30 protein-coding genes are annotated in these 24690 nt (G+C 73.7%); 25 read left to right on the top strand and 5 right to left on the bottom strand.

Features of this window, described 5'->3' with window-relative positions:
- Window positions 1-14: 14 nt before the first annotated feature.
- The 4 genes from AMK29_RS01275 to AMK29_RS01260 are packed head-to-tail and all read left to right on the top strand — an operon-like array spanning window position 15 to window position 2791.
- A complete protein-coding gene (locus tag AMK29_RS01275; RefSeq protein WP_198942177.1) occupies window positions 15-986 on the top strand; it encodes an ABC transporter ATP-binding protein in 972 nt (323 codons plus the stop codon).
- Complete coding sequence (locus AMK29_RS01270; protein WP_073806728.1) at window positions 983-1312, top strand: hypothetical protein; 330 nt, start codon at window positions 983-985, stop codon at window positions 1310-1312. The genes AMK29_RS01275 and AMK29_RS01270 overlap by 4 nt, the downstream gene beginning before the upstream one ends.
- Window positions 1309-2136 carry an ABC transporter permease gene (locus AMK29_RS01265; protein ID WP_079196710.1) on the top strand — a complete coding sequence of 276 codons (828 nt, stop codon included), beginning with the start codon at window positions 1309-1311 and terminating at the stop codon, window positions 2134-2136. Before AMK29_RS01270 ends, AMK29_RS01265 begins: the two co-directional genes overlap by 4 nt.
- 34 nt (window positions 2137-2170) lie before the next feature.
- Window positions 2171-2791, top strand: a complete 621-nt coding sequence (locus AMK29_RS01260) for a DUF2567 domain-containing protein (protein ID WP_073806727.1) — start codon at window positions 2171-2173, stop codon at window positions 2789-2791.
- 72 nt (window positions 2792-2863) lie between these two features.
- On the opposite strand, the gene ybaK is transcribed toward AMK29_RS01260, so the two are convergent.
- From ybaK to AMK29_RS01240, 4 genes are all read right to left on the bottom strand, one after another.
- Window positions 2864-3361, bottom strand: coding sequence for a Cys-tRNA(Pro) deacylase (ybaK, locus tag AMK29_RS01255; RefSeq protein ID WP_073806726.1), 498 nt, complete (start codon window positions 3359-3361; stop codon window positions 2864-2866).
- 42 nt (window positions 3362-3403) lie between these two features.
- A complete protein-coding gene (locus tag AMK29_RS01250) occupies window positions 3404-4141 on the bottom strand; it encodes an LON peptidase substrate-binding domain-containing protein (RefSeq protein ID WP_073806725.1) in 738 nt (245 codons plus the stop codon).
- A 10-nt stretch (window positions 4142-4151) separates the two neighbouring features.
- The gene (locus AMK29_RS01245; RefSeq protein ID WP_073806724.1) at window positions 4152-5207 is read right to left on the bottom strand and encodes a hypothetical protein; all 1056 of its coding nucleotides are present in this window, start codon (window positions 5205-5207) and stop codon (window positions 4152-4154) included.
- A 76-nt stretch (window positions 5208-5283) separates the two neighbouring features.
- Window positions 5284-6888 (bottom strand): oxidoreductase, encoded by a 1605-nt coding sequence (locus AMK29_RS01240; protein WP_073806723.1) that lies wholly within the window; start codon window positions 6886-6888, stop codon window positions 5284-5286.
- Window positions 6889-7091: 203 nt separating this feature from the next.
- Between AMK29_RS01240 and hisD the strand changes: the two genes are divergently transcribed.
- The 10 genes from hisD to AMK29_RS01195 all read left to right on the top strand — a co-directional run bounded on the left by hisD (window position 7092) and on the right by AMK29_RS01195 (window position 14760).
- Window positions 7092-8426 (top strand): histidinol dehydrogenase, encoded by a 1335-nt coding sequence (hisD, locus tag AMK29_RS01235; RefSeq protein ID WP_073806722.1) that lies wholly within the window; start codon window positions 7092-7094, stop codon window positions 8424-8426.
- Window positions 8423-9535, top strand: a complete 1113-nt coding sequence (locus AMK29_RS01230) for a histidinol-phosphate transaminase (RefSeq protein WP_073806721.1) — start codon at window positions 8423-8425, stop codon at window positions 9533-9535. Before hisD ends, AMK29_RS01230 begins: the two co-directional genes overlap by 4 nt.
- Entirely contained in the window at window positions 9532-10125 is a 594-nt protein-coding gene (gene hisB, locus AMK29_RS01225) for an imidazoleglycerol-phosphate dehydratase HisB (RefSeq protein ID WP_073806720.1), read from the top strand. The genes AMK29_RS01230 and hisB overlap by 4 nt, the downstream gene beginning before the upstream one ends.
- A 2-nt stretch (window positions 10126-10127) precedes the next feature.
- The gene (locus AMK29_RS36620) at window positions 10128-10292 is read left to right on the top strand and encodes a hypothetical protein (protein WP_198942163.1); all 165 of its coding nucleotides are present in this window, start codon (window positions 10128-10130) and stop codon (window positions 10290-10292) included.
- Window positions 10293-10294: 2 nt separating this feature from the next.
- Window positions 10295-10939: an imidazole glycerol phosphate synthase subunit HisH gene (gene hisH, locus AMK29_RS01220; RefSeq protein WP_073808139.1), complete on the top strand. Its 645-nt coding sequence runs from the start codon at window positions 10295-10297 to the stop codon at window positions 10937-10939.
- Window positions 10940-10941: 2 nt separating this feature from the next.
- On the top strand, window positions 10942-11676 hold the full coding sequence (gene priA / locus AMK29_RS01215) for a bifunctional 1-(5-phosphoribosyl)-5-((5-phosphoribosylamino)methylideneamino)imidazole-4-carboxamide isomerase/phosphoribosylanthranilate isomerase PriA (RefSeq protein WP_073806719.1): 735 nt from the start codon (window positions 10942-10944) through the stop codon (window positions 11674-11676).
- Complete coding sequence (locus tag AMK29_RS01210; RefSeq protein WP_073806718.1) at window positions 11673-12071, top strand: RidA family protein; 399 nt, start codon at window positions 11673-11675, stop codon at window positions 12069-12071. The genes priA and AMK29_RS01210 overlap by 4 nt, the downstream gene beginning before the upstream one ends.
- Entirely contained in the window at window positions 12068-12823 is a 756-nt protein-coding gene (hisF, locus tag AMK29_RS01205; protein ID WP_073806717.1) for an imidazole glycerol phosphate synthase subunit HisF, read from the top strand. Before AMK29_RS01210 ends, hisF begins: the two co-directional genes overlap by 4 nt.
- 114 nt (window positions 12824-12937) lie before the next feature.
- Entirely contained in the window at window positions 12938-13525 is a 588-nt protein-coding gene (locus tag AMK29_RS01200) for a helix-turn-helix domain-containing protein (protein WP_073806716.1), read from the top strand.
- Window positions 13522-14760, top strand: coding sequence for an MFS transporter (locus tag AMK29_RS01195; protein ID WP_073806715.1), 1239 nt, complete (start codon window positions 13522-13524; stop codon window positions 14758-14760). The genes AMK29_RS01200 and AMK29_RS01195 overlap by 4 nt, the downstream gene beginning before the upstream one ends.
- Window positions 14761-14791: 31 nt before the next feature.
- On the opposite strand, the gene AMK29_RS01190 is transcribed toward AMK29_RS01195, so the two are convergent.
- On the bottom strand, window positions 14792-15427 hold the full coding sequence (locus AMK29_RS01190; RefSeq protein ID WP_073806714.1) for a TIGR03085 family metal-binding protein: 636 nt from the start codon (window positions 15425-15427) through the stop codon (window positions 14792-14794).
- A gap of 84 nt (window positions 15428-15511) precedes the next feature.
- On the opposite strand from AMK29_RS01190, the gene hisI reads away from it, so the two are divergent.
- The 11 genes from hisI (at window position 15512) to lgt (ending at window position 24659) form a co-directional block, all read left to right on the top strand.
- On the top strand, window positions 15512-15862 hold the full coding sequence (gene hisI / locus AMK29_RS01185) for a phosphoribosyl-AMP cyclohydrolase (RefSeq protein WP_073806713.1): 351 nt from the start codon (window positions 15512-15514) through the stop codon (window positions 15860-15862).
- Between the two features lie 11 nt (window positions 15863-15873).
- Window positions 15874-17364, top strand: coding sequence for an anthranilate synthase component I (locus tag AMK29_RS01180; RefSeq protein WP_073806712.1), 1491 nt, complete (start codon window positions 15874-15876; stop codon window positions 17362-17364).
- A gap of 14 nt (window positions 17365-17378) precedes the next feature.
- On the top strand, window positions 17379-18029 hold the full coding sequence (locus AMK29_RS01175) for a TIGR02234 family membrane protein (RefSeq protein WP_073806711.1): 651 nt from the start codon (window positions 17379-17381) through the stop codon (window positions 18027-18029).
- Between the two features lie 136 nt (window positions 18030-18165).
- Window positions 18166-18414 carry an HGxxPAAW family protein gene (locus AMK29_RS01170; protein ID WP_073806710.1) on the top strand — a complete coding sequence of 83 codons (249 nt, stop codon included), beginning with the start codon at window positions 18166-18168 and terminating at the stop codon, window positions 18412-18414.
- Between the two features lie 221 nt (window positions 18415-18635).
- A complete protein-coding gene (locus AMK29_RS01165; RefSeq protein WP_079196709.1) occupies window positions 18636-19199 on the top strand; it encodes a DUF2752 domain-containing protein in 564 nt (187 codons plus the stop codon).
- 155 nt (window positions 19200-19354) lie between these two features.
- Window positions 19355-20164 (top strand): indole-3-glycerol phosphate synthase TrpC, encoded by an 810-nt coding sequence (gene trpC, locus AMK29_RS01160; RefSeq protein WP_073806709.1) that lies wholly within the window; start codon window positions 19355-19357, stop codon window positions 20162-20164.
- A 64-nt stretch (window positions 20165-20228) separates the two neighbouring features.
- Window positions 20229-20444, top strand: coding sequence for a tryptophan biosynthesis modulator TrpM (gene trpM, locus AMK29_RS01155; protein ID WP_198942176.1), 216 nt, complete (start codon window positions 20229-20231; stop codon window positions 20442-20444).
- Window positions 20445-20645: 201 nt separating this feature from the next.
- Entirely contained in the window at window positions 20646-21929 is a 1284-nt protein-coding gene (gene trpB, locus AMK29_RS01150) for a tryptophan synthase subunit beta (protein WP_073806708.1), read from the top strand.
- Entirely contained in the window at window positions 21926-22744 is an 819-nt protein-coding gene (gene trpA / locus AMK29_RS01145) for a tryptophan synthase subunit alpha (RefSeq protein ID WP_073806707.1), read from the top strand. The genes trpB and trpA overlap by 4 nt, the downstream gene beginning before the upstream one ends.
- Window positions 22745-22807: 63 nt before the next feature.
- The gene (locus tag AMK29_RS01140; protein WP_073806706.1) at window positions 22808-23629 is read left to right on the top strand and encodes a DsbA family protein; all 822 of its coding nucleotides are present in this window, start codon (window positions 22808-22810) and stop codon (window positions 23627-23629) included.
- A 64-nt stretch (window positions 23630-23693) separates the two neighbouring features.
- Window positions 23694-24659, top strand: coding sequence for a prolipoprotein diacylglyceryl transferase (gene lgt, locus AMK29_RS01135; RefSeq protein ID WP_073806705.1), 966 nt, complete (start codon window positions 23694-23696; stop codon window positions 24657-24659).
- Window positions 24660-24690: the final 31 nt, after the last annotated feature.

Raw genomic sequence — 24690 nt, 5'->3', positions numbered from 1 at the left:
CCCCCGTGAGTACGGTGTGCGCGGTGCGGGATCTGGTCAAGACGTACCCCGCCACGCGCGGCAGGCGCGGTGCGCCCGCGACACCCGAGGTGCGGGCCACCGACGGGATCAGCCTCGACGTGCGCGGCGGCGAGATCTTCGGCCTGCTCGGCCCCAACGGAGCCGGCAAGTCCACCCTCGTCCGCCAGCTCACCGGCCTCATGCGCCCCGACTCCGGCACCGTCGAGCTCCTCGGCCACGACCTGGTCCGCCACCCCGAGCGGGCCGCCCGCCTCCTCGCCTACCTCGGGCAGGAATCCACCGCCCTCGACGAGCTGACCGTCGCCCTCGCCGCCGAGACCACCGGACGGCTGCGCGGCCTCACCGCCCGCGACGCGCGCGCCGAGCGCGACGCCGTCCTCGCGGAGCTCGGACTCGGGGAGCTCGCCTCCCGGCCCCTCAGGAAGCTGTCCGGCGGACAGCGACGGCTCGCCTGCTTCGCCACCGCGCTCGTCGGCCGCCGCCCCGTCCTCGTCCTCGACGAGCCCACCACCGGCATGGACCCCGTCGCCCGCCGCGCCGTCTGGGCGGCCGTCGACCGGCGGCGCGCCGAACACGGCACCACCGTCCTGCTCGTCACCCACAACGTCATCGAGGCCGAGACCGTGCTCGACCGGGTCGCCGTCCTCGAACGCGGCAAGGTCATCGCCTGCGACACCCCGGCCGGGCTCAAGGAGCGTGTCGCGGGCGAGGTCCGCGTCGAGCTCGTCTGGCGCGAGTCCGCCCCCCTCCACCTGCCCGAGGTGACAGCCCTGCGCGGGCTCGCGCAGGAGACCGGGCGGCGCTGGATCCTCCGGCTCGCCCCCGACGCGGCCCGCGCGGCCGTCGCCACCGTCACCGGCGGGGCCGCCTTCGCCGCCCTCGACGACTTCACCCTGGCCACACCCAGCCTGGAGGACGTCTACCTGGCGCTGGGCGGCGCGACGGAAGGACTGGTGAAGGCGTGACCCGCCGCCTCGTGGGCCCGACCGCGACCGTCTTCTCGCGCCGGGCCGCGACCCTCTTCCGGCGCCCGGCCGCGACCCCCTTCGCGCGCCCGGCCGCGACCTCCTTCGCGGGCCCGGCCGCGACCTCCTTCGCGGGCCCGGCCGCGACCCCCTTCGCGGGCCCGGCCGCGACCCCCTTCGCGGGCCCGGCCGCGACCTCCTTCGCGGGCCCGGCCGCGGCCCCCGGCGCCCGCCGTGCCACGCACGCCGCCGGGCGCCCCCTCGTGCCCCACGCCCCCCGTGGCCACCGCGTTCCGTACGTGACCGTCAGGAGCTGTACGCAGTGAGCACCGTGCCCGCCGAGGCCCTGCCGACCGGCGCGCTTCCCGCCCGGGCCCGCGACGGCGAGGACGCCGCGGCGCCCCTCGCCCCGCGCGCCCGGCTGCTGCCGTCCCTGGCCGCCGTCTACCGCGCGCAGCTCTCCCGCGCCCGGGTCGCCCGGATCCCGCTGCTCTTCGTCGCCACCTTCCAGTCCATCGGGATCATGGTCCTGATGCGCGGGGTCGTCGACGGCGGCTCCGAGGCGCGCGCCGTCGTGGCCGGCTCCACCGTCCTCGTCGTCGCCTTCGTCGCGCTCAACCTGCTCGCCCAGTACTTCGGGCAGCTGCGGGCCAGCGGCGGCCTCGACCACTACGCCACCCTGCCCGTCCCGCCCGCCGCCGTCGTGCTCGGCGCCGCCGGGGCGTACGCCTCCTTCACCGTGCCCGGCACCGCCGTCACCGCCGTCGCCGGCTCCGTGCTCTTCGGGCTGCCGCTCGGCCACCTGTGGATCCTCGCCGCCGTCGTCCCGCTCGCCGGGGCGGCGCTCGCCGGGCTCGGAGCCGCCCTCGGACTCCTCGCGCCCCGGCAGGAGCTGGCCACCCTCCTCGGTCAGCTCGGCATGTCGGCCGCCCTGCTCCTCGGCGTCCTGCCGGCCGAGCGGCTCCCGGAGCCCGTCGGCTGGGCACGGGACCTGCTTCCGTCGACGTACGGCGTGGAGGCCCTGGCCCGCACCTTCGAGCCGCGCCCCGACTGGGCGGCCGTCGCCCTCGACCTCGCCGTGTGCGGGGTCGTCGGCGTGGTGTCGCTCGCGGTCGCCACCTGGGCGTACCGGCGGGCCGCCGTCCGCTGAGGCGGGACACGGGCGCACCTGGCACGATGGCGGGGTGACCGCACCTCTGACTCCGCCTCACCAGCCGCCGCCGCACGACCCCGACTGGCCGCCGCCGCCCCCGCCGACGCTCGGCCCGGACGGGGACCCCATCACGGCGGCCGAGGTCGTGCAGGGCGTTCTGGTGACCCTCGTCTCGGCGGTCGCGGGGGCGCTGCTCGGAGTGCTGTGGCTGAACCTGGCCCCGCGCGTCCTGCTCATCTCGGACGGCAAGGGGGTCTACCTCCGCAACTCGGAGGGGGAGTCGGCGATCGGCACGGACGGGACGTTCGTGCTCCTCGCGCTGGCCTTCGGCGCGGTCGCCGCGCTCGTCGTCTTCCTGCTGCGCCGCAAGGGCGGTGTCCCGCTGGTGCTCGGTCTCGCGCTCGGCGGCGTGCTCGGCTCGCTGCTCGCCTGGGGCCTCGGGACGTACTTCGGTCCGACGCGGGACGTGGTCGCCCACGCGAAGGAGGTCGGCCCCGGTATCGCCTTCGAGGCGCCGCTCGAACTGAACCTGGCGGCCGCCGCGATGCTGGCCTGGCCGCTCGCCGCGATGATCGTGCACCTGGCGCTCACGGCCCTGTTCGGGCCGCGCGACCCGGAACCGGAGCCGTGGGACCGGCCGAAGGCGTACTGAACCAGGGCCGACCCGGACCGTCGGGCGCGTCCGGCCACGCGCGGCCAGGAGCCGGTCCCGCCCGCACGACCGTCAGGCGCGGCCGATCGGAGCCACGACCGCCGAGGTGAGGGCGGCCAGGTCCGCCGGGGACAGCTCCACCTCCAGGCCCCGGCGGCCCGCCGAGACGCAGATGGTCGCGTGGTCCGAGGCCGAGGCGTCGAGGACGGTACGGAGCCGCTTGCGCTGGCCGAGCGGGGAGATGCCGCCCCGGACGTAACCCGTGGTGCGCTCCGCCGCCGCCGGGTCCGCCATCGACGCCCGCTTGCCGCCGACCGCCGAGGCCAGCGCCTTCAGGTCGAGCTGGCCCGCCACCGGGACCACCGCGACCGTCAGCTCGCCGTCGACGTCCGCCACCAGCGTCTTGAAGACGCGGCCCGGGGACACCCCGAGGGCCTCCGCCGCCTCCTCGCCGTACGAGGGGGAGGCAGGGTCGTGCTCGTACGCGTGCAGGGTGAACGGGGTGCCCGCCGCCGTCAGGGCCACCGTCGCCGGGGTGCCCCCGTTGTTCTTCTTCTGCTTCTTCGCCACGCGCTCGCTCTTCCTCGGCTCGGCCCGCCGGACGGGGGCCGGTCAGTTCGGGTACGTCGGGCCCTGCGTCAGGTCCACCGCCGGCAGCGACGGCAGATGCCGCAGCACGGCCGTCTCCGCGCGCAGCAGCGTCAGCTCCTCACGCAGCCGGGTCGCGGTGTCCGGCGCCTGGAGCAGCCGCTGCTTCGACGGGGTGTCGAGCACCGCCGCCGCCGCGACCAGGTACGACACCACCGAGGGGTCGTCCGGCAGCTCGCTCGTCGTGAGCGAACGCTCCCGTGCCCCCGCCAGGCGCTTCTGGTAGCTCCGGAAGGCCCGCAGCACCCCCTCGGAGAGGGTGCCGGCCTCCTCGCCCTGCTCCTCCGGGATCTCCTCGACCTCGGCGACCAGGAACGGACCGCTCGCGTCGACGGACAGCAGCTTCACCCGGGTCGTCCCCGTGGCCATCACCTCGAAGCTGCCGTCCGAGCGCTCCCGGATCGACGCCGCGTCGGCCACGCAGCCGACCCGGTGGAAGGCCTGGACGGGGTCGGAGCCGAAGCCCGCCGCCGGGCCCTTCTCCGGCAGCGCCGTCTGGTCCGGCAGGCCGGGAAGAGTCGGCGCGACCTCGCGGCCGTCGCGGATGGCGACGACGGCGAAGCGGCGCGGTTCGGCGTCGTCGATCGTGAGCAGCTCGCGCATCATGGCGCGATAACGCTCCTCGAAGACGTTCAGCGGCAGCACGAGGCCCGGGAACAGCACCGCGTTGAGCGGGAAGAGAGGCAGGCGAGCGGTGGTCACAGCGGTCAGCCTAATGGCCGACGGGCCCGCCCCGTCCGGTCTGTCCACGTCCGGGGTCCCACAGGGGCGTCCGGCGGGCCAGCTCCCCGCGGACCCGGTCCCGCGCGGTGAGGAACCGGCGCAGAGGATCCTCCCGTACGGCACCCCGCCCCGCGCCCGGCGCGACCCCCCACGGGAACGAGGTCGCGTGGGCCCCGATCCGGCCGAACTCCTGCCGCGCCTCCTCCCAGCGCGCGCGCTCCACCAGCACGTACGCGAGCAGGTTGCGGACCTCCGCCGGCCACGGGTCGCCCGGCGGGAAGGTCGCCGACAGGGCCAGGGCGCGGTCCGCCGCCCGGTCGATCCGCGGCTCCGGCACGGACGGGTCCCGGCGCGGCGGCACCCGGAGGCGGTCGTAGGCGGCGCGGACCGGCAGCGCCCGCACGAGAGAGTCCGGTTCGGCGTCGTCGGCCGCCTGCTCGGCGAAGTCGAACGCGGCGCGGTGCGAGCCGTACCACTGCGCGGAGAGGTACTTGAGCGCCGCGACATGGCAGCCGTAGTGATGGGGGGAGCGGCGCACGGCCTGCTCCCAGAGCGACTCGAAGACGGTGTGCCCGGCGTGCGCCCCGCGCGCGTGGTCCAGGGCGAGCCGCCACGGCACCGGATCGCGCGGAGCCGTCTCGGCGACCGCGGAGATCAGCGGGCCGAGCTCGCGCAGCCGCTCGGCGCGCGCGGGGGATTCCCAGGCCCTGCGGACGGCGAGCTGCGCCGTGACGAGCAGGGCGTCGGGGTCGCCGGGCGCGACGGAGATCCAGTGGGTCAGCCAGTCGCCCCTGCTGTACGCGAAGGTGGCGAGCCGGGTGACGTACCGGTCGCGGTCCTCCCACTCGCCGGCGTCCCGGGTGGTGGCGAGCAGTTTCGCGGCGGGCTCCGGATCGGCCAGGGCGGCGGCGACCAGGGCGGGGGCGAGCCGCTCGTCCGGGGCGTCGAGCAGCACGTCGTCGTCCGGGACGAACCCGGCGGCGAGCCGAGGGGCGTGCCGGGTCGTGCGGACGGCGCCGATCAGGACACGGAGCAAGGAGGACATGGTGCGACGTATTGTCTCCCGGCTCCTCCGGCCGCCGCAGCACGTCTCACACGCCGTACACCAAACCTCCGCCGCCTCAGCCCCTGCTCAGGAGCCGGGTCGCGCCCGCCGCCACCGTCGTCGCCAGGATCCAGCCCAGCAGGATCAGCACCGCCGCCGCCCACTGCCACATGCCCTCCAGCCGCCAGTAGCCGTCCTGGCCCAGGTTGATCACCGGGATCAGCAGGTCCAGGGCGTACAGCGTGCCGTTCCACGCGGGGGCCTCGTCCGGCTTCAGCGGTATCGGGCGGTAGTGGGAGAAGGCCACCGTGCCCGCGGCCCACAGGACCGCCATCCACAGCGCGGCCCGCCCCGGCCGGTAGCCGTACGCCACGGTCCAGTCCTGGAGGTACCCCCAGAGCTTGCCGGCGAGGGGCAGGGTCTCGCGTCTGCGCCGCTGCTTGGCGAGCAGCACCTCGCGGGCGTCGGCGTCCTCCCCGCTGCCGCGCAGGACCGTCGCGAGCCGCTCGTACGGCTCGGGGGCGTACTCCGGGGTCGCCGCCGCCACCCACTCCAGGCGCCGGGCCAGCGGGAAGTGCCCGTACGGCACGAGGTTCTCGTAGACGAAACCGCCCATCGCGAGCCCGCCCGGTCCCGGCCAGCTGGTCGACAGGTCGATCAGGGTGACGACCTTGGCACCGTTGAGGACGACCCGGCCCTCCTCGGGGCGCTCGCCGTTGAACCTCAGCTCCGGGGTGACTATCCGGCGCAGCGAGACCTCCTCCCGGCGGGACCCGTCCAGCAGGAACCGGGCGTGGTGCAGGTCCACCGCGTCACCGAACCGGCCGTCGTCGAGCCTCACCCCGCCGTGGAACTCCACCGGCTTGCGCCGGGCGTCCTGGGCGGGCGACACGCCGTACGGCGGGGTGGCCGTGGTGCTGCCGGTGAAGCCCGCGTCCTCGTAGACCCAGGCCGCGTTCAGATAGAGCGAGCGCTCCACCGTCAGCTGCGGCGCGTTCAGCGCGCGGCGGCCCTGGGCGCCGCGCAGCACGCTGCCCCGCAGGCTGAGCGAGACGCCGATCTTCGCCCCGCGCAGGCTCAGCTCGCCGTGCGTCTCGATCAGCTCGGCCTGGAGGTCCTGGGCGACCACCAGGCCGTCCGCGGTGATGGCCCGCCCCCGTCGGTCCGGCCACACCTGGATCTGGTTGACGAGCAGGTCCGTGCCGATCTGCGCGTCGGTGAGCCGGATGCCCCGTGCCACCCGGCAGCGCGGCAGGTGCAGATCACCCTCGGTGTGCAGCCGCGCGGCCTCCAGGCGCGGCAGCGCGCACTCCACCATCCGCAGCGTGCCGAACCGGGCCTCGGGCAGCACCACCTCGTCGTCGAACCGGCAGCCGTGCAGCTCGACGTACGGCCCTATCGTCCCGCCCGCCAGGTTCAGCACGCCCGTGATCCTGACCCCGCGCAGCTTCAGCGCGGCCACCCGCCCCGACCTGGCCTCCGGCCCCGCGAGCAGCAGCAGCGCCACCACGTCGGCGCGGACGCTCCGCTCCGGTCCCCACTCCCGTCCCCCGAAAGGGTCGTCCAGCTCCGCGATCCCCTCCCTCAGATCGCACGTCCTGCCGACGCGGAACGCCCGCCACACGGCCCGCTCCGGGCCCGTGAGACCGTCCGGCGTCCCGTCCTCGTGCGGCTCGGTCACTGCCGCCCCCCTCGCTTTCCACGATCCGCTCCCACGATTCCGCGACTCCGCTCGGCGGCGTTCGTGGATTCGTACAGCCGTTCTTCCCGCTGTGTGACGGGCTGAACGCTAACGGTCAGGAGTGGCGACAAGACGCCAGTGAGACGTGTATCAGCCAGTGATACGGGCGTCCGACGCTGTGGGGCGTCTGAGAGAATTGACCCGTGATCTCTCGAATCGATCTGCGCGGCGAGGCCCTCCCCGAGGGTTCCGCCCTGCGCGACCTGCTGCCCCGTGCCGAGTTCGACGTGGAAGCCGCCCTGGAGAAGGTGCGGCCGATCTGCGAGGACGTCCGGCATCATGGCGCGGCCGCGGTGATCGACTACGGGGAGCGGTTCGACGGCGTCCGCGTCCCGGGCCTGCGCGTCCCCGCCGAGGCGATCACCCGCGCCCTCGACGAGCTCGACCCGGCCGTCCGCGCCGCCCTCGAGGAGTCCATCCGGCGCGCCCGCCTCGTCCACCGCGAGCAGCGCCGCACCACCCACACCACCCAGGTCGTCCCCGGCGGCACGGTCACCGAGAAGTGGATCCCGGTCGAGCGCGTCGGCCTGTACGTGCCGGGCGGCCGCGCGGTCTACCCGTCCTCCGTCGTGATGAACGTCGTCCCGGCCCAGGAGGCCGGCGTCGAGGGCGTCGCCCTCGCCTCGCCGCCGCAGAAGGAGTTCGGCGGACTCCCGCACCCCACGATCCTCGCCGCCTGCGCCCTGCTCGGCGTGGACGAGGTCTACGCGGCCGGCGGCGCCCAGGCGATCGCCATGTTCGCGTACGGCACCGAGGGCCCGGAAGGCTGCGCCCCGGTCAACCTGGTCACCGGCCCGGGCAACATCTACGTCGCCGCCGCCAAGCGCCTCCTCAAGGGCCGCATCGGCATCGACGCCGAGGCCGGCCCCACCGAGATCGCGATCCTCGCGGACTCCACCGCCGACCCCGTCCACGTCGCCGCCGACCTGATCAGCCAGGCCGAGCACGACCCGATGGCCGCCTCCGTCCTCGTCACCGACTCCGAGGAGCTGGCCGAGGCCACCGAGGCCGAGCTGAAGACCCAGGTCGCCGCCTCCAAGCACGTCGACGACCGGATCGTCCCGGCCCTGGCCGGCCGCCAGTCCGCGATCGTCCTCGTCCGCGACCTCGCCGACGGCCTCACCGTCGTCGACGCGTACGGCGCCGAGCACCTGGAGATCCAGACCCGCGACGCCGCCGCCGTCGCCGACCGGGTCCGCAACGCGGGCGCGGTCTTCGTCGGCCCCTGGGCCCCCGTCTCGCTCGGCGACTACTGCGCCGGCTCCAACCACGTCCTGCCCACCGGCGGCTGCGCCTGCCACTCCTCGGGCCTCTCCGTGCAGTCCTTCCTGCGTGGCGTGCACATCGTGGACTACACGCGCGACGCGCTCGCCGACGTCGCCCACCACGTGGTGACCCTCGCCGAGGCCGAGGACCTCCCGGCCCACGGCGCGGCGATCAAGGCCCGGTTCGGGTGGAAGGTGCCGGAGAGCAAGTGACCGAGATCCGCATCGACGACCTCCCCGTCCGGGACGAGCTGCGCGGCAAGTCCCCGTACGGCGCGCCCCAGCTCGACGTCCCCGTCCAGCTGAACACCAACGAGAACCCCTACCCGCTGCCCGAGCCCCTGGTGGCCCGGATCGCGGAGCGGGTCGCCGAGGCCGCCCGCGGCCTCAACCGCTACCCCGACCGGGACGCGATCGAGCTCCGCACCGAACTCGCCCGCTACCTGACCCGTACCGGCAAGCACCCGGTCGCCGTCGAGAACGTGTGGGCGGCCAACGGCTCCAACGAGGTCCTCCAGCAGCTGCTCCAGACCTTCGGCGGCCCCGGCCGCACCGCGATCGGCTTCGAGCCCTCGTACTCGATGCACGCCCTGATCGCCCGCGGCACCGGCACCGGCTGGATCTCCGGCCCGCGCGACGAGGACTTCCGCCTGGACGTGGCGGCGGCCGAGAAGGCGATCGCCGAGCACCGGCCCGACGTCGTCTTCATCACCTCGCCCAACAACCCCACCGGTACCGCGGTCGCCGCCGACACCGTCCTCGCCCTGTACGAGGCGGCCCAGGCGGCCCGGCCCTCGCTGGTGGTCGTCGACGAGGCGTACGTGGAGTTCAGCCACCGCGACTCGCTGCTGCCCCTCATCGAGGGCCGCCCGAACCTGGTGGTCTCCCGGACCATGTCCAAGGCCTTCGGCGCCGCCGGGCTGCGCCTCGGCTACCTCGCCGCCCACCCCGCCGTGGTCGACGCCGTCCAGCTGGTCCGGCTGCCGTACCACCTCTCCGCCGTGACCCAGGCGACCGCGCTCGCCGCCCTCGAACACACCGACACCCTCCTCGGGTACGTCGAGCAGCTCAAGGCCGAGCGCGACCGGCTCGTCACCGAGCTGCGCGCCATCGGCTACGAGGTCACCGACTCGGACGCCAACTTCGTGCAGTTCGGGAAGTTCCCCGACACGCACGCGGCCTGGCAGCGGATCCTCGACCGGGGCGTCCTGGTCCGGGACAACGGCGTACCGGGCCGGCTGCGGGTCACCGCCGGCACCCCCGAAGAGAACGACGCGTTCCTCGACGCGGTTCGTGAATTGATGAAGGAGCAGCAGCGATGAGCCGCGTAGGCCGTGTTGAGCGCACCACCAAGGAGACCTCCGTCGTCGTCGAGATCGACCTCGACGGCACCGGAAAGGTCGACGTGTCGACCGGGGTCGGCTTCTACGACCACATGCTCGACCAGCTCGGGCGGCACGGTCTGTTCGACCTGACCGTCAAGACCGACGGCGACCTCCACATCGACTCGCACCACACGATCGAGGACACCGCCCTCGCCCTCGGCGCCGCCTTCAAGCAGGCCCTCGGCGACAAGGTCGGCATCTACCGCTTCGGCAACTGCACGGTCCCCCTGGACGAGTCGCTCGCCCAGGTCACCGTCGACCTCTCCGGCCGCCCGTACCTCGTGCACGAGGAGCCCGAGAACATGGCGCCGATGATCGGCTCGTACGACACGACGATGACCCGGCACATCTTCGAGTCCTTCGTCGCCCAGGCCCAGATCGCGCTGCACATCCACGTCCCGTACGGGCGCAACGCCCACCACATCGTGGAGTGCCAGTTCAAGGCCCTCGCCCGCGCCCTCCGCTACGCCTCCGAGCGCGACCCGCGTGCCGCCGGCATCCTCCCGTCCACGAAGGGCGCCCTCTAGTCGTGAACGGCCTCTCCACCATCCTCATCGTCGTCGGGCTCTTCCTGCTCGGCGGCATCTACTCCTTCGCCAAGCAGCAGATGCCCAAGGGCGTCATCGTGCTGCTCTCCGTCGCCGCGGCGATGTGCCTCGCCGCCGGCGTGCTCCGACTGGACGTGTGGGCGTGACGATGAGCACCTCCCCGAAGAAGGTCGTCGTCTTCGACTACGGCTTCGGCAACGTCCGCTCCGCCGAGCGCGCGCTCGCCCGCGTGGGCGCCGACGTCGAGATCACCCGTGACTACGAGAAGGCCATGAACGCCGACGGGCTCCTCGTCCCCGGCGTGGGCGCCTTCTCCGCCTGCATGCGCGGGCTCAAGGAGGCCCGCGGCGACTGGATCGTCGGCCGCAGGCTCTCCGGCGGCCGCCCGGTCATGGGCATCTGCGTCGGCATGCAGATCCTCTTCGCGCACGGCATCGAGCACGGAGTGGAGAGCGAGGGCCTCGACGAGTGGCCCGGTACGGTCGAGCCCCTGAACGCCCCCGTCGTCCCCCACATGGGATGGAACACGGTCGACGCGCCCGAGGACACCGAGATGTTCGCGGGTCTCGGCGCCGACGACCGGTTCTACTTCGTGCACTCCTACGGTGTGCGCGAGTGGAGCCTGGAGGTCGGAAACCCCAACATCCGCGCCCCCAAGGTCACCTGGGCCACCCACGGCGAGCCCTTCGTCGCGGCCGTCGAGAACGGCGCCCTGTGGGCGACCCAGTTCCACCCCGAGAAGTCCGGCGACGCCGGCGCCCAGCTCCTCACCAACTGGATCGGAACCCTGTGACTGTGTCGCCCACAAGCGTGCTCGAACTGCTCCCCGCCGTCGACGTCCGCGACGGCCAGGCCGTCCGCCTCGTGCACGGCGAGTCCGGCACCGAGACCTCCTACGGCTCGCCCCTGGAGGCGGCCCTCGCCTGGCAGAGCTCCGGCGCCGAGTGGCTGCACCTGGTCGACCTCGACGCCGCCTTCGGCACCGGTGACAACCGGGAGCTGATCGCCGAGGTCGCCAGGGCCATGGACATCAAGGTCGAGCTCTCCGGAGGCATCCGCGACGACGCCTCCCTCGCCGCCGCCCTCGCCACCGGCTGCACCCGCGTCAACCTCGGCACCGCCGCCCTGGAGACCCCCGAGTGGGTCGCCAAGGTCATCGCCGAGTACGGCGACAAGATCGCCGTCGGTCTCGACGTGCGCGGCACGACCCTGCGCGGCCGGGGCTGGACCCGCGACGGCGGCGACCTCTACGAGACGCTCGCCCGTCTCGACTCCGAGGGCTGCTCCCGGTACGTCGTCACCGACATCGCCAAGGACGGCACCCTCCAGGGCCCCAACCTGGAGCTCCTGAAGAACGTCTGCGCGGCCACCGACAAGCCCGTCGTCGCCTCCGGCGGCGTCTCCTCCCTGGAGGACCTGCGGGCCCTGTCCGGCCTGGTCCCGCTGGGCGTCGAGGGCGCGATCGTCGGCAAGGCGCTGTACGCCAAGGCCTTCACCCTGGAAGAGGCGCTCGCGGCGGTGAAGCCGTGACCTCCGAGGTCCGCAAGGTGGTGACCGGCGCTCCCTGGGAGGACCAGTTCGGCTACTCCCGCGCGGTGGAGCTGCCGAACGGCCTGGTCCTGGTCTCCGGCTGCACGTCGGTGGTCGGCGGCCAGATCGCCGGCGGCGGCCCGTACGAGCAGGCCATCAACTCCTTCAACGTGGCCTTCGCCGCGCTGAAGCAGCTGGGCCTGGGCCCGGAGCACGTCGTACGGACCCGGATGTACATCACGCACGCCCGGGACGTGGACGAGGTCGGCCGCGCGCACAAGGAGCTGTTCGACGCCGTCCGCCCCGCCGCCTCGATGATCATCGTCTCCGGGTTCGTCGACCCGAGTCTGGTGGTCGAGGTCGAGGTCGAGGCCTTCCGGGGGGACGCGGCATGAGCCTCGCCGTACGGGTGATCCCCTGCCTGGACGTCGACAACGGCCGGGTCGTGAAGGGCGTCAACTTCCAGAACCTGCGGGACGCGGGCGACCCCGTCGAGATGGCCAAGCTGTACGACGCCGAGGGCGCCGACGAGCTGACCTTCCTCGACATCACCGCCTCCTCCGGCAACCGCGAGACCACCTACGACGTGGTGCGCCGCACCGCCGAGCAGGTCTTCATCCCGCTCACGGTCGGCGGCGGTGTCCGCGCGGCCGAGGACGTCGACAAGCTGCTGCGTGCGGGCGCCGACAAGGTGGGCGTCAACACCGCCGCCATCGCGCGCCCCGAGCTGATCCAGGAGATCGCGGAGCGCTTCGGCCGCCAGGTGCTCGTCCTGTCGGTCGACGCCCGGCGCACCGCCTCGGGCTCCTTCGAGGTGACGACGCACGGCGGCCGCAAGGGCACCGGCATCGACGCCGTCGAGTGGGCGCACCGGGCCGCCGAGCTCGGCGCGGGGGAGATCCTGCTCAACTCGATGGACGCGGACGGGACGAAGGACGGCTACGACACCGAGATGATCGCGGCCGTGCGCAAGCACGTCACGGTCCCGGTGATCGCCTCCGGCGGCGCCGGGAAGCTCGCCGACTTCCCGCCGGCCGTGGCGGCGGGCGCGGACGCGGTGCTCGCGGCCTCCGTCTTCCACTTCGGTGATCTGCGGATCTCGCAGGTCAAGGACGCGCTGCGGGAGGCGGGCCACCCGGTCCGCTGACGCGTGTGCGTGCCGAGGGCCCCTTCGGGGGCCCTCTTCCTTTTGGCCAGACGTGCAGGAATATTTGTGCAATTCATGTTGTACAACTTTTCTTTCGTATCTAGGGTCGCTGTCATGACCTCGCCGGAGACCCGCCGGATCACCGATCTCGGCACCCTCAAGGCCCTCTCGCACCCGCTGCGGATGCGCCTCTACCGCGCCCTCTTCGTGGCCCGCACCGCCACCGCCTCCCAGCTCGCCGAGCAGGTCGGCGAAGCCGTCTCCCTCGTCAGCTACCACCTGCGCAAACTCGCCGAGCACGGCCTCGTCGAAGAGGCAGAGCCCCAGTCGGCGGACGGCCGCGAGCGCTGGTGGCAGCCCAGCTCGTACGGCTTCAGCGTCCAGGACGAGGACCTCCGCGACGCCCCCGAGCTGCTCGCCGCCGGCACCGCCCTCGGCCGCACGGTCGACGAACAGCGCGCCGAACTGCACAGCCGCTTCCTCGAAGAGCGGCTCACCTGGAGCGGCGAGTGGCGGGCCGCCTCCGTCAGCTCCGAATGGCTGCCCCGCCTCACCGCCGCCGAACTCGCCGCACTCGGCGAGGAACTCGAAGCCGTCCTCAGGAAGTACGACCAGGCCGCCCGCGCCGCCGAAGCGGCCGGCGACACCGAGGGACGCGAGAACGTCGCCGTCCACGTCCACGCGTTCCCGTACCGCTCATGACCGCCGCCGCCCTCACCACCGTGGAGCGCCCCGCCCACCGTGACCCCGGCGTCCTGCGCTGGCTCGGCGCGTACACCGCGTCCGCCACCGGCGACATGGTCTACCACCTGGCCCTCTCCTGGGCCGCCGTGCAGGGAGGCACCCCCGCCCAGGCCGGGCTCGTCCTCGCCCTCAGCGCCGTGACGCGCGCCCTGCTGATGCTCGTCGGGGGAGTGGTCGCCGACCGTTTCGGGCCCCGGCTCATCGTCATATCCTCCGACGCCGTCCGCTGCGTCGTCGTCCTCGGACTCGCCGCGCTGCTCGCGCTCTCCACCCCCGGACTCTGGGTCCTCGCCGCCGTCGCGCTCGTCTTCGGCGCCGTCGACGCCCTGTTCATGCCGGCCGTCGGGGCCCTGCCGCCACGGATCACCACCTCCGGACAGCTCGCCAGGGTCCAGGGGATGCGGGGCCTCGCCTACCGGGTCTCCGTCCTCGCCGGCGCCCCGCTCGGCGGGCTCGCGGTCGCCCTCGGCGGCCCGGCCGCCGCCTTCGGCGCCGCCGGGCTGCTCTTCGCCTTCTCGCTGCCCCTGCTCCTGGCCCTCCGCATCGCCCCGCTCCCCTCCGACGAGGGCGCGCGGGAGAGGACCACCGCCCTGCGCGACCTCACCGACGGCCTGCGCCACATCCGCCGCCACCGCGTCCTCGGCCCGCTGATGATCGTCGTCGCCCTGAGCGACCTGGGCTTCGTCGGCCCCCTCAACGTCGGCCTCGCGCTCCTCTGCGAGCAGCGCGGCTGGGGCGCCGCCGGAATCGGCTGGATCCTCGCCGGCCTCGGTACGGGAGCGGGGGCCGCGTCCCTGCTCCTGACCGTCCGGGGCCGCGTCCCCCGGGCCGGCCGGGTCCTCTCCTGGACCATCGCCCTCGGCGCGGGGTCGATCGCCGTCCTCGCGTACGTACCGGCGCTGCCGACGGCCGTGGCCGCGGCGGTCACCGTCGGACTGCTCGCCGGCCTCAGCGGCGCCCTGTGCGGAGCGCTCACCCAGACCGCGTGCGACCCCGCCTACCTGGGCCGGGTCACCTCGGTGTCCACCTTCTTCAGCCTCGGCGTCGCACCGCTGAGCTTCCCGCTGACCGGCGCGGCCGTCGGACTGTGGGGCCCCGCGCCGGTCTTCACCGCCAGCGCCGCCGTCTGCGCCCTGGGCGGGCTCTACGGCCTCTCGGTCACGAGCCTCCGCCACGCCGAACTGCCCCGCTGAACCGTTCGGGCCCCCCGCGGCGCCAGGTGCGTCAGAGCCCCAGCTGCTTCGCCTCCCGCAGCCGTTCGAGCGCCTCCGGCTCGCCGTCCAGGTCGACCTTGGCCACGTCGCGGCGCCCGTACAGGTACATCGTCAGCTCGCCCGGCTCCCCGGAGGCCGTCACCACCGGGGTGCCGCGGCGGGCCACCACCGTCTGTCCGTTCGGGCGGCGCAGCACCAGGCCCACCGGGACCTTGCGGCTGAGGAGACGGGCGGTGCGCTCCAGCCGGGACCAGAGGGCGTCCGCGAAGACCGGGTCGAGCTCGCGCGACGACCAGTCGGGCTGGGCACGCCGCACGTCCTCGGCGTGGACGTAGAACTCGACGACGTTCGCCCCCTCGTCCACCTGCTTGATGGTGAACGGCGAGAAGCGAGGGGGACCCGTACGGATGAGCTGGACCAGCTCCTCGTACGGCTTGTCGGCGAACTCCGCCTGCACCCGGTCCTGCCGGTCCTTCAGCGCCGGTACGAGCGAACCGGCCGCCGCGTCCGGGCGCCGCTCCCGCACCACCACATGGGCGGCGAGGTCCCGGGTCCGCCACCCCTCGCAGAGCGTCGGGGCGTCCGGACCAGCCGCTTCCAACAGGTCCGCGAGCAGAAGGCGTTCACGTGTGGCATGGGTCGACATGCCCGCCAGCGTACGACCGTCGCCGCCGGTCCGCCCAGTGGACGCTCCGCCGGACACCACCCAAGGGCGCGGCACAATGGCGCCATGAGCAGCAATCTCGACCCGGCCCTCTCCGCCCGGCTGAAGCGCAGCCCCGACGGGCTCGTCCCCGCCATCGCCCAGCAGTACGACACCGGCGAGGTGCTGATGCTCGGCTGGATGGACGACGAGGCCCTGCACCGCACCCTCACCACCGGCCGCTGCACCTACTGGTCCCGCAGCCGCCAGGAGTACTGGGTCAAGGGCGACACCTCCGGGCACGTCCAGCACGTCAAGTCCGTCGCCCTCGACTGCGACGCCGACACCGTCCTCGTCAAGGTCGACCAGGTCGGGGCCGCCTGCCACACAGGCGCCCGCACCTGCTTCGACGCCGACGTGCTCCTCGCATCCGAGTAGGGTCTGGCGCCATGGATCTCGACACCTTCCGCAAGCTGGCGGCCGACCGCCGCGTCATCCCCGTCAGCCGCAGGCTCCTCGCGGACGGCGACACCCCGGTCGGGCTCTACCGCAAGCTCGCCGCCGAACGGCCCGGCACCTTCCTCCTCGAATCCGCGGAGAACGGCCGCAGCTGGTCGCGCTACTCGTTCATCGGAGTCCGCAGCGACGCCACCCTCACCGTCCAGGACGGCGAGGCCCACTGGCTGGGCACCCCGCCCGTCGGCGTCCCCGTCGACGGCGACCCGCTCCAGGCCCTGCGCGCCACCATCGAGACCCTCCACACCCCGCGCGACCTCGCGTCGGGGATGCCCCCGTTCACCGGCGGCATGGTCGGCTACCTCGGCTACGACATCGTCCGCCGCCTGGAGCGCATCGGCGAGCACGGCCGCGACGACCTGCGGCTCCCCGAGCTGACCATGCTCCTCACCAGCGACCTCGCGGTCCTCGACCACTGGGACGGCTCGGTCCTGCTGATCGCCAACGCGATCAACCACAACGACCTGGAGACCGGCGTCGAGGAGGCGTACGCGCACGCCGTCGCCCGCCTCGACGCGATGGAGGCCGATCTGGCCCGCCCCGTCGCCACCGCCCCCACCGCCCTTCCGGCCTCCGAGCTGCCGGAGTTCTCCGCGCTCTGGGGCGGGACGGCCTACCAGGAGGCCGTCGAGGACGTCAAGGAGCGCATCCGGGCCGGCGAGGCCTTCCAGGTCGTGCCCTCGCAGCGGTTCGAGACCCCCTGCACGGCCTCCGCGCTCGACGTCTACCGGGTCCTGCGGGCCACCAACCCCTCCCCGTACATGTACCTGTTCCGCTTCGAGAACGGCTTCGACGTCGTCGGCTCCAGCCCCGAGGCCCTCGTCAAGGTCGAGGACGGGCACGCGATGCTCCACCCCATCGCCGGCACCCGGCACCGCGGCGCCACCCCGCAGGAGGACCACGACCTCGCCGAGGAACTCCTCGCCGACCCCAAGGAACGCGCCGAGCACCTCATGCTCGTCGACCTCGGCCGCAACGACCTCGGCCGGGTCTGCGCCCCCGGCTCCGTCGAGGTCGTCGACTTCATGTCCGTCGAGCGCTACTCGCACGTCATGCACATCGTCTCCACCGTGACCGGCAAGGTCGCCGAGGGACGGTCCGCCTTCGACGTCCTCACCGCCTGCTTCCCGGCCGGCACGCTCTCCGGCGCGCCCAAGCCCCGCGCCATGCAGATCATCGAGGAGCTCGAACCCTCCCGGCGCGGCCTGTACGGCGGATGTGTCGGTTATCTCGATTTCGCCGGGGACGCGGACACGGCCATCGCCATCCGTACCGCCCTGCTCCGCGACGGGACCGCGTATGTGCAGGCCGGAGCGGGTGTCGTCGCCGACTCCGACCCCGTCGCCGAGGACAACGAGTGCCGGAACAAGGCCGCGGCCGTCCTCCGCGCCGTCCACACCGCCAACCGGATGAACGGCGGCTGAGCCCGTAGGGGATAGTGGGGTACGTGAGTGCCGTACCCGTACCCCAGCCCCGGGCCGCCCGCGCGGCCGTCCCCACCGGCGGCCGCCGCAGCCTGGCCGCGGCCCTCCTCCTCGGCGCCCTCGGCGCCACCGTCGTCCTGCTCTCCGCCGGCCAGATCTGGGCGGAGGGCACCGCGTCCGTCGGGGGCGGCACCGTCCCCGTCGAGGCCGACGGCGGCAGTGTGACCGGCGTGCCGACCGCCCTCGCGATCGTCGGCCTCGCCGCGCTCTTCGCCGTCTTCGCCGTCCGCCGCACCGGCCGCACCCTCGTCGCCGCGCTCCTCGCGCTCAGCGGCGCGGGCGCCGCGCTCGCCGCCGTCCTCGGGGCGTCCGACAGCGCCGCGCTGAACGCCGAGGCCGCCCGGATCAGCGGCGACACCGCCGCCGCCGTGGCCGGCCTCACCCACACCGTCTGGCCGTACGTGACCGCGGCCGGCGCCGTCCTCATCCTGCTCGCCGGCCTCTTCGCGCTGCGCTTCGGCAAGAGCTGGCCCGCGATGGGCGGCCGCTACGAGCGCTCCGGAGCCCCCCGCGCCGGGCGCAAGGCCCCCACGACCGACCCGGACCGGCCCGAGGACCTGTGGAAGGCCCTGGACCGCGGCGAGGACCCCACCCGCGGAGCGTGACGGGGACCCTGACCGCGACGCGTGATCGTCCCGGCACCCCCGATTCATCCCCGCGCGCCCACGTGCGGGACAATGAGCGCAGAGTGTCCGCGCACGCGAGACCTCACCATCGAGCAACTGCAACGAGGAGCAACTCATGGCGGGCAGCGCCCACGGACACACCCCGGCCGCCTGGACCGGTGTCATCATCTCCTTCATCGGCTTCTGCATCGCCGGAGTCTTCATGGTGGCCGCCAACCAGACCGGTTTCTGGGCCGGCATGGGTGTCGTCGTGCTCGGCGGCGTCGTCGGCGGAGCGATGAAGGCGGCGGGCCTCGGCATGCCGAAGGAGTCGGAGGCCGTCGCCCGGGCCCGCGAGGCCGCGGCCCTGCAGGCCCGTTCCTGACACGCCACGACGCACCCGAGAGCGCAGTCCGGCCGCGCCGGGCTGCGCTCTCGCGCGTCCGGGGCGAGAATCACCGCGTGGACCCGCAGCCGACGGCCGGAGCCGTGACCGACGCTTCCCCCACCCGACCGGGTGAACCCACCCCACCGGGTACGCGGCCGAACGCCCCCGCGCCCCCCGACGCGCCGCCGGGCCCGGAAGCCTCCGCACCACACGCGCCCGTGCGGCCGGAGGGACCGACGGGTCCCGGGGACTCCGTACGCCCCCCGCACGCGCCCGCGTGGCCCGGGAGCCCGGCGGGGGCCGACGCCTCCGTACGCCCCCCGCACGCGCCCGCGTGGACCCACCCCGCCGGTGCGCCGTTCGCTGCCGTACCGCCCGCTCCCCGGTCGCTCGCGCGGCGGCTCGCCGCGCCGGTCGCCGTCCTCGGCGGGGTCGCCGCCGCCTTCGCGTACGTCGGGACCGTCGACCCCAACGAACCGGGGCACTACCCGGTCTGCCCGCTGCTCCGCTTCACCGGCGTCTACTGCCCCGGCTGCGGCGGGCTCCGCAGCGCCCACGCCTTCGTCCACGGCGACCTCCCGGCCGCCCTCGGCGCCAACGCCCTCGCCGTCGTCGGCTACGGACTCTTCGGCGTCGTCATGGTCCTCTGGCTGATTCGCGCCCTCCGCGGGGTGCCCATGCGCCTCGCGATCTCCCCGGCCTGGTGGTGGGGGATCGGGGCCGTCCTCGCCCTGTTCACCCTGGTCCGGAACCTTCCCTTCGGCTCCGCGCTCGCCCCCTGAGGGGCCGGCGAGGCGCCGGGGCGACCCCCGTGGGAGTCCCAGCAGATAAGACGCCACCGCCGCCGATGCGAGTACGGAGCCGTCCTGCGGATAGGATCGAAGTGGCTGAACCTGGTTCATCATCACCATCACCGTCCCGGAAGGGGGCCCCTCGCGTGAGTGTGCTCGACGAGATCATCGAAGGCGTACGCGCCGACCTCGCAGAGCGGCAGGCGCGGGTCACCCTCGACGAGCTCAAGGAGCGCGCCGCCAAGGCGCCGCAGGCCAAGGACGGCGTCGCCGCACTGCGCGGGGACGGCGTCAAGGTGATCTGCGAGGTCAAGCGCTCCAGCCCGTCCAAGGGCGCGCTCGCAGCGATCGCCGACCCGGCCGGACTCGCCGCCGACTACGAGGCGGGTGGCGCCGCCGTCATCTCCGTCCTCACCGAGCAGCGCCGCTTCGGCGGCTCCCTCGCGGACCTGGAGGCCGTCCGCGCCCGGGTCGACATCCCGGTCCTGCGCAAGGACTTCATCGTCACCGCGTACCAGCTCTGGGAGGCCCGGGCGTACGGAGCGGATCTCGCGCTCCTCATCGTCGCCGCCCTGGAGCAGGAGGCGCTGGTCTCCCTCATCGAGCGCGCCGAGTCCATCGGGCTCACCCCGCTCGTCGAGGTGCACGACGAGGACGAGGTCGAGCGGGCCGTCGACGCGGGCGCCCGCATCATCGGCGTCAACGCGCGCAATCTCAAGACCCTCAAGGTCGACCGCTCCACCTTCGAGCGCGTCGCCCCCGAGATCCCCGCGGGCATCGTCAAGATCGCCGAGTCCGGCGTCCGAGGCCCGCACGACCTCATCGCCTACGCCAACGCGGGCGCCGACGCGGTCCTGGTCGGCGAGTCCCTCGTCACCGGCCGCGACCCGAAGGCCGCCGTCGCCGACCTGGTCGCCGCGGGCGCCCACCCGGCGCTCCGGCACGGCCGGAGCTGACCGCGCCATGACCCTCCGCCGCGCCACGCCGACCTCCCGGGCCACCGCCCCGGGCCCGGTCGGCATGGCGTCGGCGACCCCGGGGAGCCGGCGCCGCATGCTCCGCACCGCCGCGTCCGTCCCCGCCCACGCCCCGCTGGCCCGCGGCTGCCGGCCGCGTGGCTGCCGCGCACCCGCCCGCCGTGTCCACGGCCGCCGGGTCCGGTACGTCATCGGCTCCGAGCCGGGCCAGGTCAACGGCATGCGATGGCGCCCGCGCCTCGCGCGCACACTCCCCTGAACCTCGCCATCACCTGACCCGGCCACGCCCTGTTCGCGGGCACACGGGAGGGCGCCCCCGGCGGCGCCTCCACCCCTTGTGCCGCACAGCGCGGCGCCCGGGTGCGGGATGCCCACAACGGCCGACGGCGAGTGGCTCGCGCGCATAACGTGACCATCGACCGCACGTCACACGGGGCACCGCCCCGCGAGGAGCAGCCGCATGTCCAGCGAGTTCTTCATTCCCGACCTGGAGGGCCAGGTCCCCAGCCCCGAGGGCTACTTCGGCGCCTACGGCGGCAAGTTCATCCCCGAGGCCCTCGTCGCCGCCGTCGACGAGGTGGCCGTCGAGTACGACAAGGCCAAGTCCGACCCCGAGTTCGCCCGCGAGCTCAACGACCTGATGGTCGACTACACGGGCCGCCCGAGCGCCCTCACCGAGGTCCCCCGGTTCGCCGAGCACGCCGGCGGCGCCCGGATCTTCCTCAAGCGCGAGGACCTCAACCACACCGGCTCGCACAAGATCAACAACGTGCTCGGCCAGGCCCTGCTGACCAAGCGCATGGGCAAGACCCGGGTGATCGCCGAGACCGGCGCCGGCCAGCACGGCGTGGCCACCGCCACCGCCTGCGCCCTCTTCGGCCTCGACTGCACCATCTACATGGGCGAGATCGACACCCAGCGCCAGGCGCTCAACGTCGCCCGGATGCGGATGCTCGGCGCCGAGGTCGTCGCCGTGAAGTCCGGCAGCCGTACCCTCAAGGACGCCATCAACGAGGCGTTCCGCGACTGGGTCGCCAACGTGGACCGCACCCACTACCTGTTCGGCACCGTGGCCGGCCCGCACCCCTTCCCCGCCATGGTCCGCGACTTCCACCGGGTCATCGGCGTCGAGGCCCGCCGCCAGCTCCTGGAGCGCGCCGGACGCCTGCCCGACGCGGCCATCGCCTGCGTCGGCGGCGGCTCCAACGCCATCGGCCTCTTCCACGCCTTCGTCCCGGACACCGGCGTGCGCCTCATCGGCTGCGAGCCGGCCGGCCACGGCGTCGAGACCGGCGAGCACGCGGCCACCCTGACCGCGGGCGAGCCCGGCATCCTGCACGGCTCGCGCAGTTACGTCCTCCAGGACGAGGAGGGCCAGATCACCGAGCCGTACTCGATCTCGGCGGGCCTCGACTACCCGGGCATCGGCCCCGAGCACGCGTACCTCAAGGACAGCGGACGCGGCGAGTACCGCGCCGTCACCGACGACGCCGCCATGCAGGCGCTGCGGCTGCTGTCCCGTACCGAGGGCATCATCCCGGCCATCGAGTCGGCGCACGCCCTCGCCGGGGCGCTGGAGGTCGGCAAGGAGCTCGGCAAGGACGCCCTGCTGCTCGTCAACCTCTCCGGGCGCGGCGACAAGGACATGGACACCGCCGCCCGCTACTTCGGGCTGTACGACACCGACGCCGAGGTCGCCGCGGACGCCGGCACCACGGCGGAGATCGAGGGGGACGCCAAGTGACCGGCAACATCCAGCTGCTCGGCGACACCCTCGCCAAGGCGAAGTCGGAGGACCGGGCCGCGCTCATCGCCTACCTCCCGGCCGGCTTCCCGACCGTCGACGGCGGCATCGCGGCGATCAAGGCCGTCTTCGACGGCGGCGCGGACATCGTCGAGGTCGGGCTCCCGCACAGCGACCCGGTCCTCGACGGGCCGGTCATCCAGACCGCCGACGACATCGCCCTGCGCGGCGGCGTCAAGATCGCCGACGTCATGCGCACGGTCCGCGAGGCCCACGAGGCCACCGGCAAGCCGGTCCTCGTCATGACCTACTGGAACCCGATCGACCGGTACGGCGTCGAGCGCTTCACCGAGGAGCTCGCCGCCGCGGGCGGCGCCGGCTGCATCCTGCCCGACCTGCCGGTCCAGGAGTCCGCCCTCTGGCGCGAGCACGCCGCCAAGCACGGTCTCGCCACCGTGTTCGTGGTCGCGCCCAGCAGCAAGGACGAGCGCCTCGCCACCATCACGGCGGCCGGTTCCGGCTTTATCTACGCCGCCTCCCTGATGGGGGTCACCGGCACCCGCGAGTCGGTCGGCAACCAGGCCGCCGACCTCGTCCGCCGCACCCGTGCCACCGCGGACCTCCCCGTCTGCGTCGGGCTCGGCGTCTCCGACGCCGCCCAGGCCCGGGAGGTCGCGGCCTTCGCCGACGGCGTCATCGTGGGGTCCGCGTTCGTGAAGCGGATCCTCGACGCCGACGGCGACGAGGCCGCGGGACTCGCCGCCGTAAGGGAACTGGCGGCCGAACTCGCCGAGGGTGTCCGGCGCGTCTCGTAACCCATCCGGGTGGATCTGCGACCGGGGAGGCACGCACGTGCCTCCCCGGTTCGTTCCTGAGGCGTGAGCGAGAACAGTGGTGACGGTAACCGGAGCGCGCGGGAGCGCCTCCAGCAGCAGCGCGAGCGCGAGAAGAGCCGCGAGAAGCAGCGACGTGTCCTGATCGTGTCGGCGGCGGTGGTCGGCGTCCTCGGCCTGGCCGCGGTCGTCGGAGTGATCGCCGCCGGCGGCGACAAGGACGGCGGGTCGGACAAGGCGGGCCCGGTGGTCGCGCCGAGCGGGGCGACCGACGAGGACGACAAGCCCGCCATCCCGACGGGCAAGGCGGACGCGCCGTCGACGCTCGCGATCTGGGAGGACTTCCGCTGCCCGGCGTGCGCCCAGTTCGAGAACGTCATGCGGGACTCGATCCACGAGCTGGAGGCGTCCGGCGCCCTCAGGACCGAGTACCACCTCGCGACCCTCATCGACGGGAACATGGGCGGCAGCGGCTCGCTGCGCGCGGCGAACGCGGCCGCGTGCGCGCAGGACGCGGGGAAGTTCACCGCGTACCACGACACGCTCTACATCAACCAGCCGCAGGAGACGGACGACGCCTTCGGCAAGAACGAGAAGCTGATCGAGCTGGCGGCGAAGGTGCCGGGGCTCGACACGCCCGCGTTCCGCAGCTGTGTGAACGACGGCGCGCACGACAGCTGGGTGGTCAAGTCGAACGAGGCCTTCCAGAACGGCGGCTTCCGCGGCACACCGTCCGTCCTCCTCAACGGAGAATCGATCTTCCCGACCAAGGGGAACGAGCAGATCTCCCCGGAGAACCTGAAGAAGTGGGTCACCGAGGCCAACAAGGGCAAGAAGCCCGGCACGGCCTCGCCCTCGGCGGGTTAGTTACCCAGACGTTGCCGGGCGGGCTGCCGTCCCGCCCGCCCGGCAGGGTAGCGTCGGACCTGCCATGGACCTTGCCTACATTCCCAGCCCGTCGACCGGCGTGATCAATCTCGGACCGATCCCGCTGCGCGGCTATGCCTTCTGCATCATCATCGGTGTCTTCGTCGCCGTCTGGTACGGCAACAAGCGGTGGATCGCCCGGGGCGGCACCGCCGGCACCGTGGCCGACATCGCCGTCTGGGCGGTGCCCTTCGGCCTCGTCGGCGGACGCCTCTACCACGTGATCACCGACTACCAGCTGTACTTCAGCGAGGGTGAGAACTGGGTCGACGCCTTCAAGATCTGGGAGGGCGGCCTCGGTATCTGGGGCGCCATCGCGCTCGGCGCGGTGGGTGCCTGGATCGGCTGCCGCCGCCGGGGCATCCCGCTCCCGGCGTACGCCGACGCCATCGCCCCCGGTATCGCCCTCGCCCAGGCCATCGGCCGCTGGGGCAACTGGTTCAACCAGGAGCTGTACGGCAGGCCGACCGATCTGCCCTGGGCCCTGAAGATCACCGAGAGCGCTAACCGCGAGGCCGGGACGTACCACCCGACCTTCCTGTACGAGTCGCTCTGGTGCGTCGGCGTCGCCCTCCTGGTCGTCTGGGCCGACCGCCGCTTCAAGCTCGGCCACGGCCGCGCGTTCGCGCTCTACGTCGCCGCGTACTGCGCCGGCCGCGCCTGGATCGAGTACATGCGCGTCGACGAGGCGCACCTCGTGCTCGGCCTGCGGCTCAACGTGTGGACGGCGATCGTCGTCTTCCTGCTCGCGGTGGTCTACATGGTCGTCTCGGCACGGGTCCGTCCCGGCCGGGAGGAGATCGTGGAGCCGAAGACCGACAAGACCGAGAAGACGGACGCCGCCACGGCCGGGAAGGCCGACGACGCGGACGCGGGCGACGAGCCGGAGGACACCGCACCGAAGGCGGGCTCCGACGAGGACGTGGAGCACGGGGCCGGCAACGGCGCCGGATCGGCCGCCAAGAGCTGATCCGCCCGGATCTTCCACAGCAGGCAGGAGG

The organism is Streptomyces sp. CB02261 (genome assembly GCF_001905665.1).
Lineage (GTDB): Bacteria > Actinomycetota > Actinomycetes > Streptomycetales > Streptomycetaceae > Streptomyces.
The sequence above is the reverse complement of the archived record's forward strand: the minus strand, read 5'-3'. Positions and strand labels throughout refer to the sequence as shown.

Excerpts from the sequence above, each read along its gene's own strand:
- AMK29_RS01245 (WP_073806724.1), bottom strand. The coding sequence starts at position 5,207 with ATGTCCTCCTTGCTCCGTGTCCTGATCGGCGCCGTCCGCACGACCCGG.
- hisB (WP_073806720.1), top strand. The coding sequence starts at position 9,532 with ATGAGCCGCGTAGGCCGTGTTGAGCGCACCACCAAGGAGACCTCCGTC.
- hisH (WP_073808139.1), top strand. The coding sequence starts at position 10,295 with ATGAGCACCTCCCCGAAGAAGGTCGTCGTCTTCGACTACGGCTTCGGC.
- hisF (WP_073806717.1), top strand. The coding sequence starts at position 12,068 with ATGAGCCTCGCCGTACGGGTGATCCCCTGCCTGGACGTCGACAACGGC.
- AMK29_RS01200 (WP_073806716.1), top strand. The coding sequence starts at position 12,938 with ATGACCTCGCCGGAGACCCGCCGGATCACCGATCTCGGCACCCTCAAG.
- AMK29_RS01195 (WP_073806715.1), top strand. The coding sequence starts at position 13,522 with ATGACCGCCGCCGCCCTCACCACCGTGGAGCGCCCCGCCCACCGTGAC.
- AMK29_RS01190 (WP_073806714.1), bottom strand. The coding sequence starts at position 15,427 with ATGTCGACCCATGCCACACGTGAACGCCTTCTGCTCGCGGACCTGTTG.
- hisI (WP_073806713.1), top strand. The coding sequence starts at position 15,512 with ATGAGCAGCAATCTCGACCCGGCCCTCTCCGCCCGGCTGAAGCGCAGC.
- AMK29_RS01180 (WP_073806712.1), top strand. The coding sequence starts at position 15,874 with ATGGATCTCGACACCTTCCGCAAGCTGGCGGCCGACCGCCGCGTCATC.
- AMK29_RS01170 (WP_073806710.1), top strand. The coding sequence starts at position 18,166 with ATGGCGGGCAGCGCCCACGGACACACCCCGGCCGCCTGGACCGGTGTC.
- trpM (WP_198942176.1), top strand. The coding sequence starts at position 20,229 with ATGGCGTCGGCGACCCCGGGGAGCCGGCGCCGCATGCTCCGCACCGCC.
- trpB (WP_073806708.1), top strand. The coding sequence starts at position 20,646 with ATGTCCAGCGAGTTCTTCATTCCCGACCTGGAGGGCCAGGTCCCCAGC.
- lgt (WP_073806705.1), top strand. The coding sequence starts at position 23,694 with ATGGACCTTGCCTACATTCCCAGCCCGTCGACCGGCGTGATCAATCTC.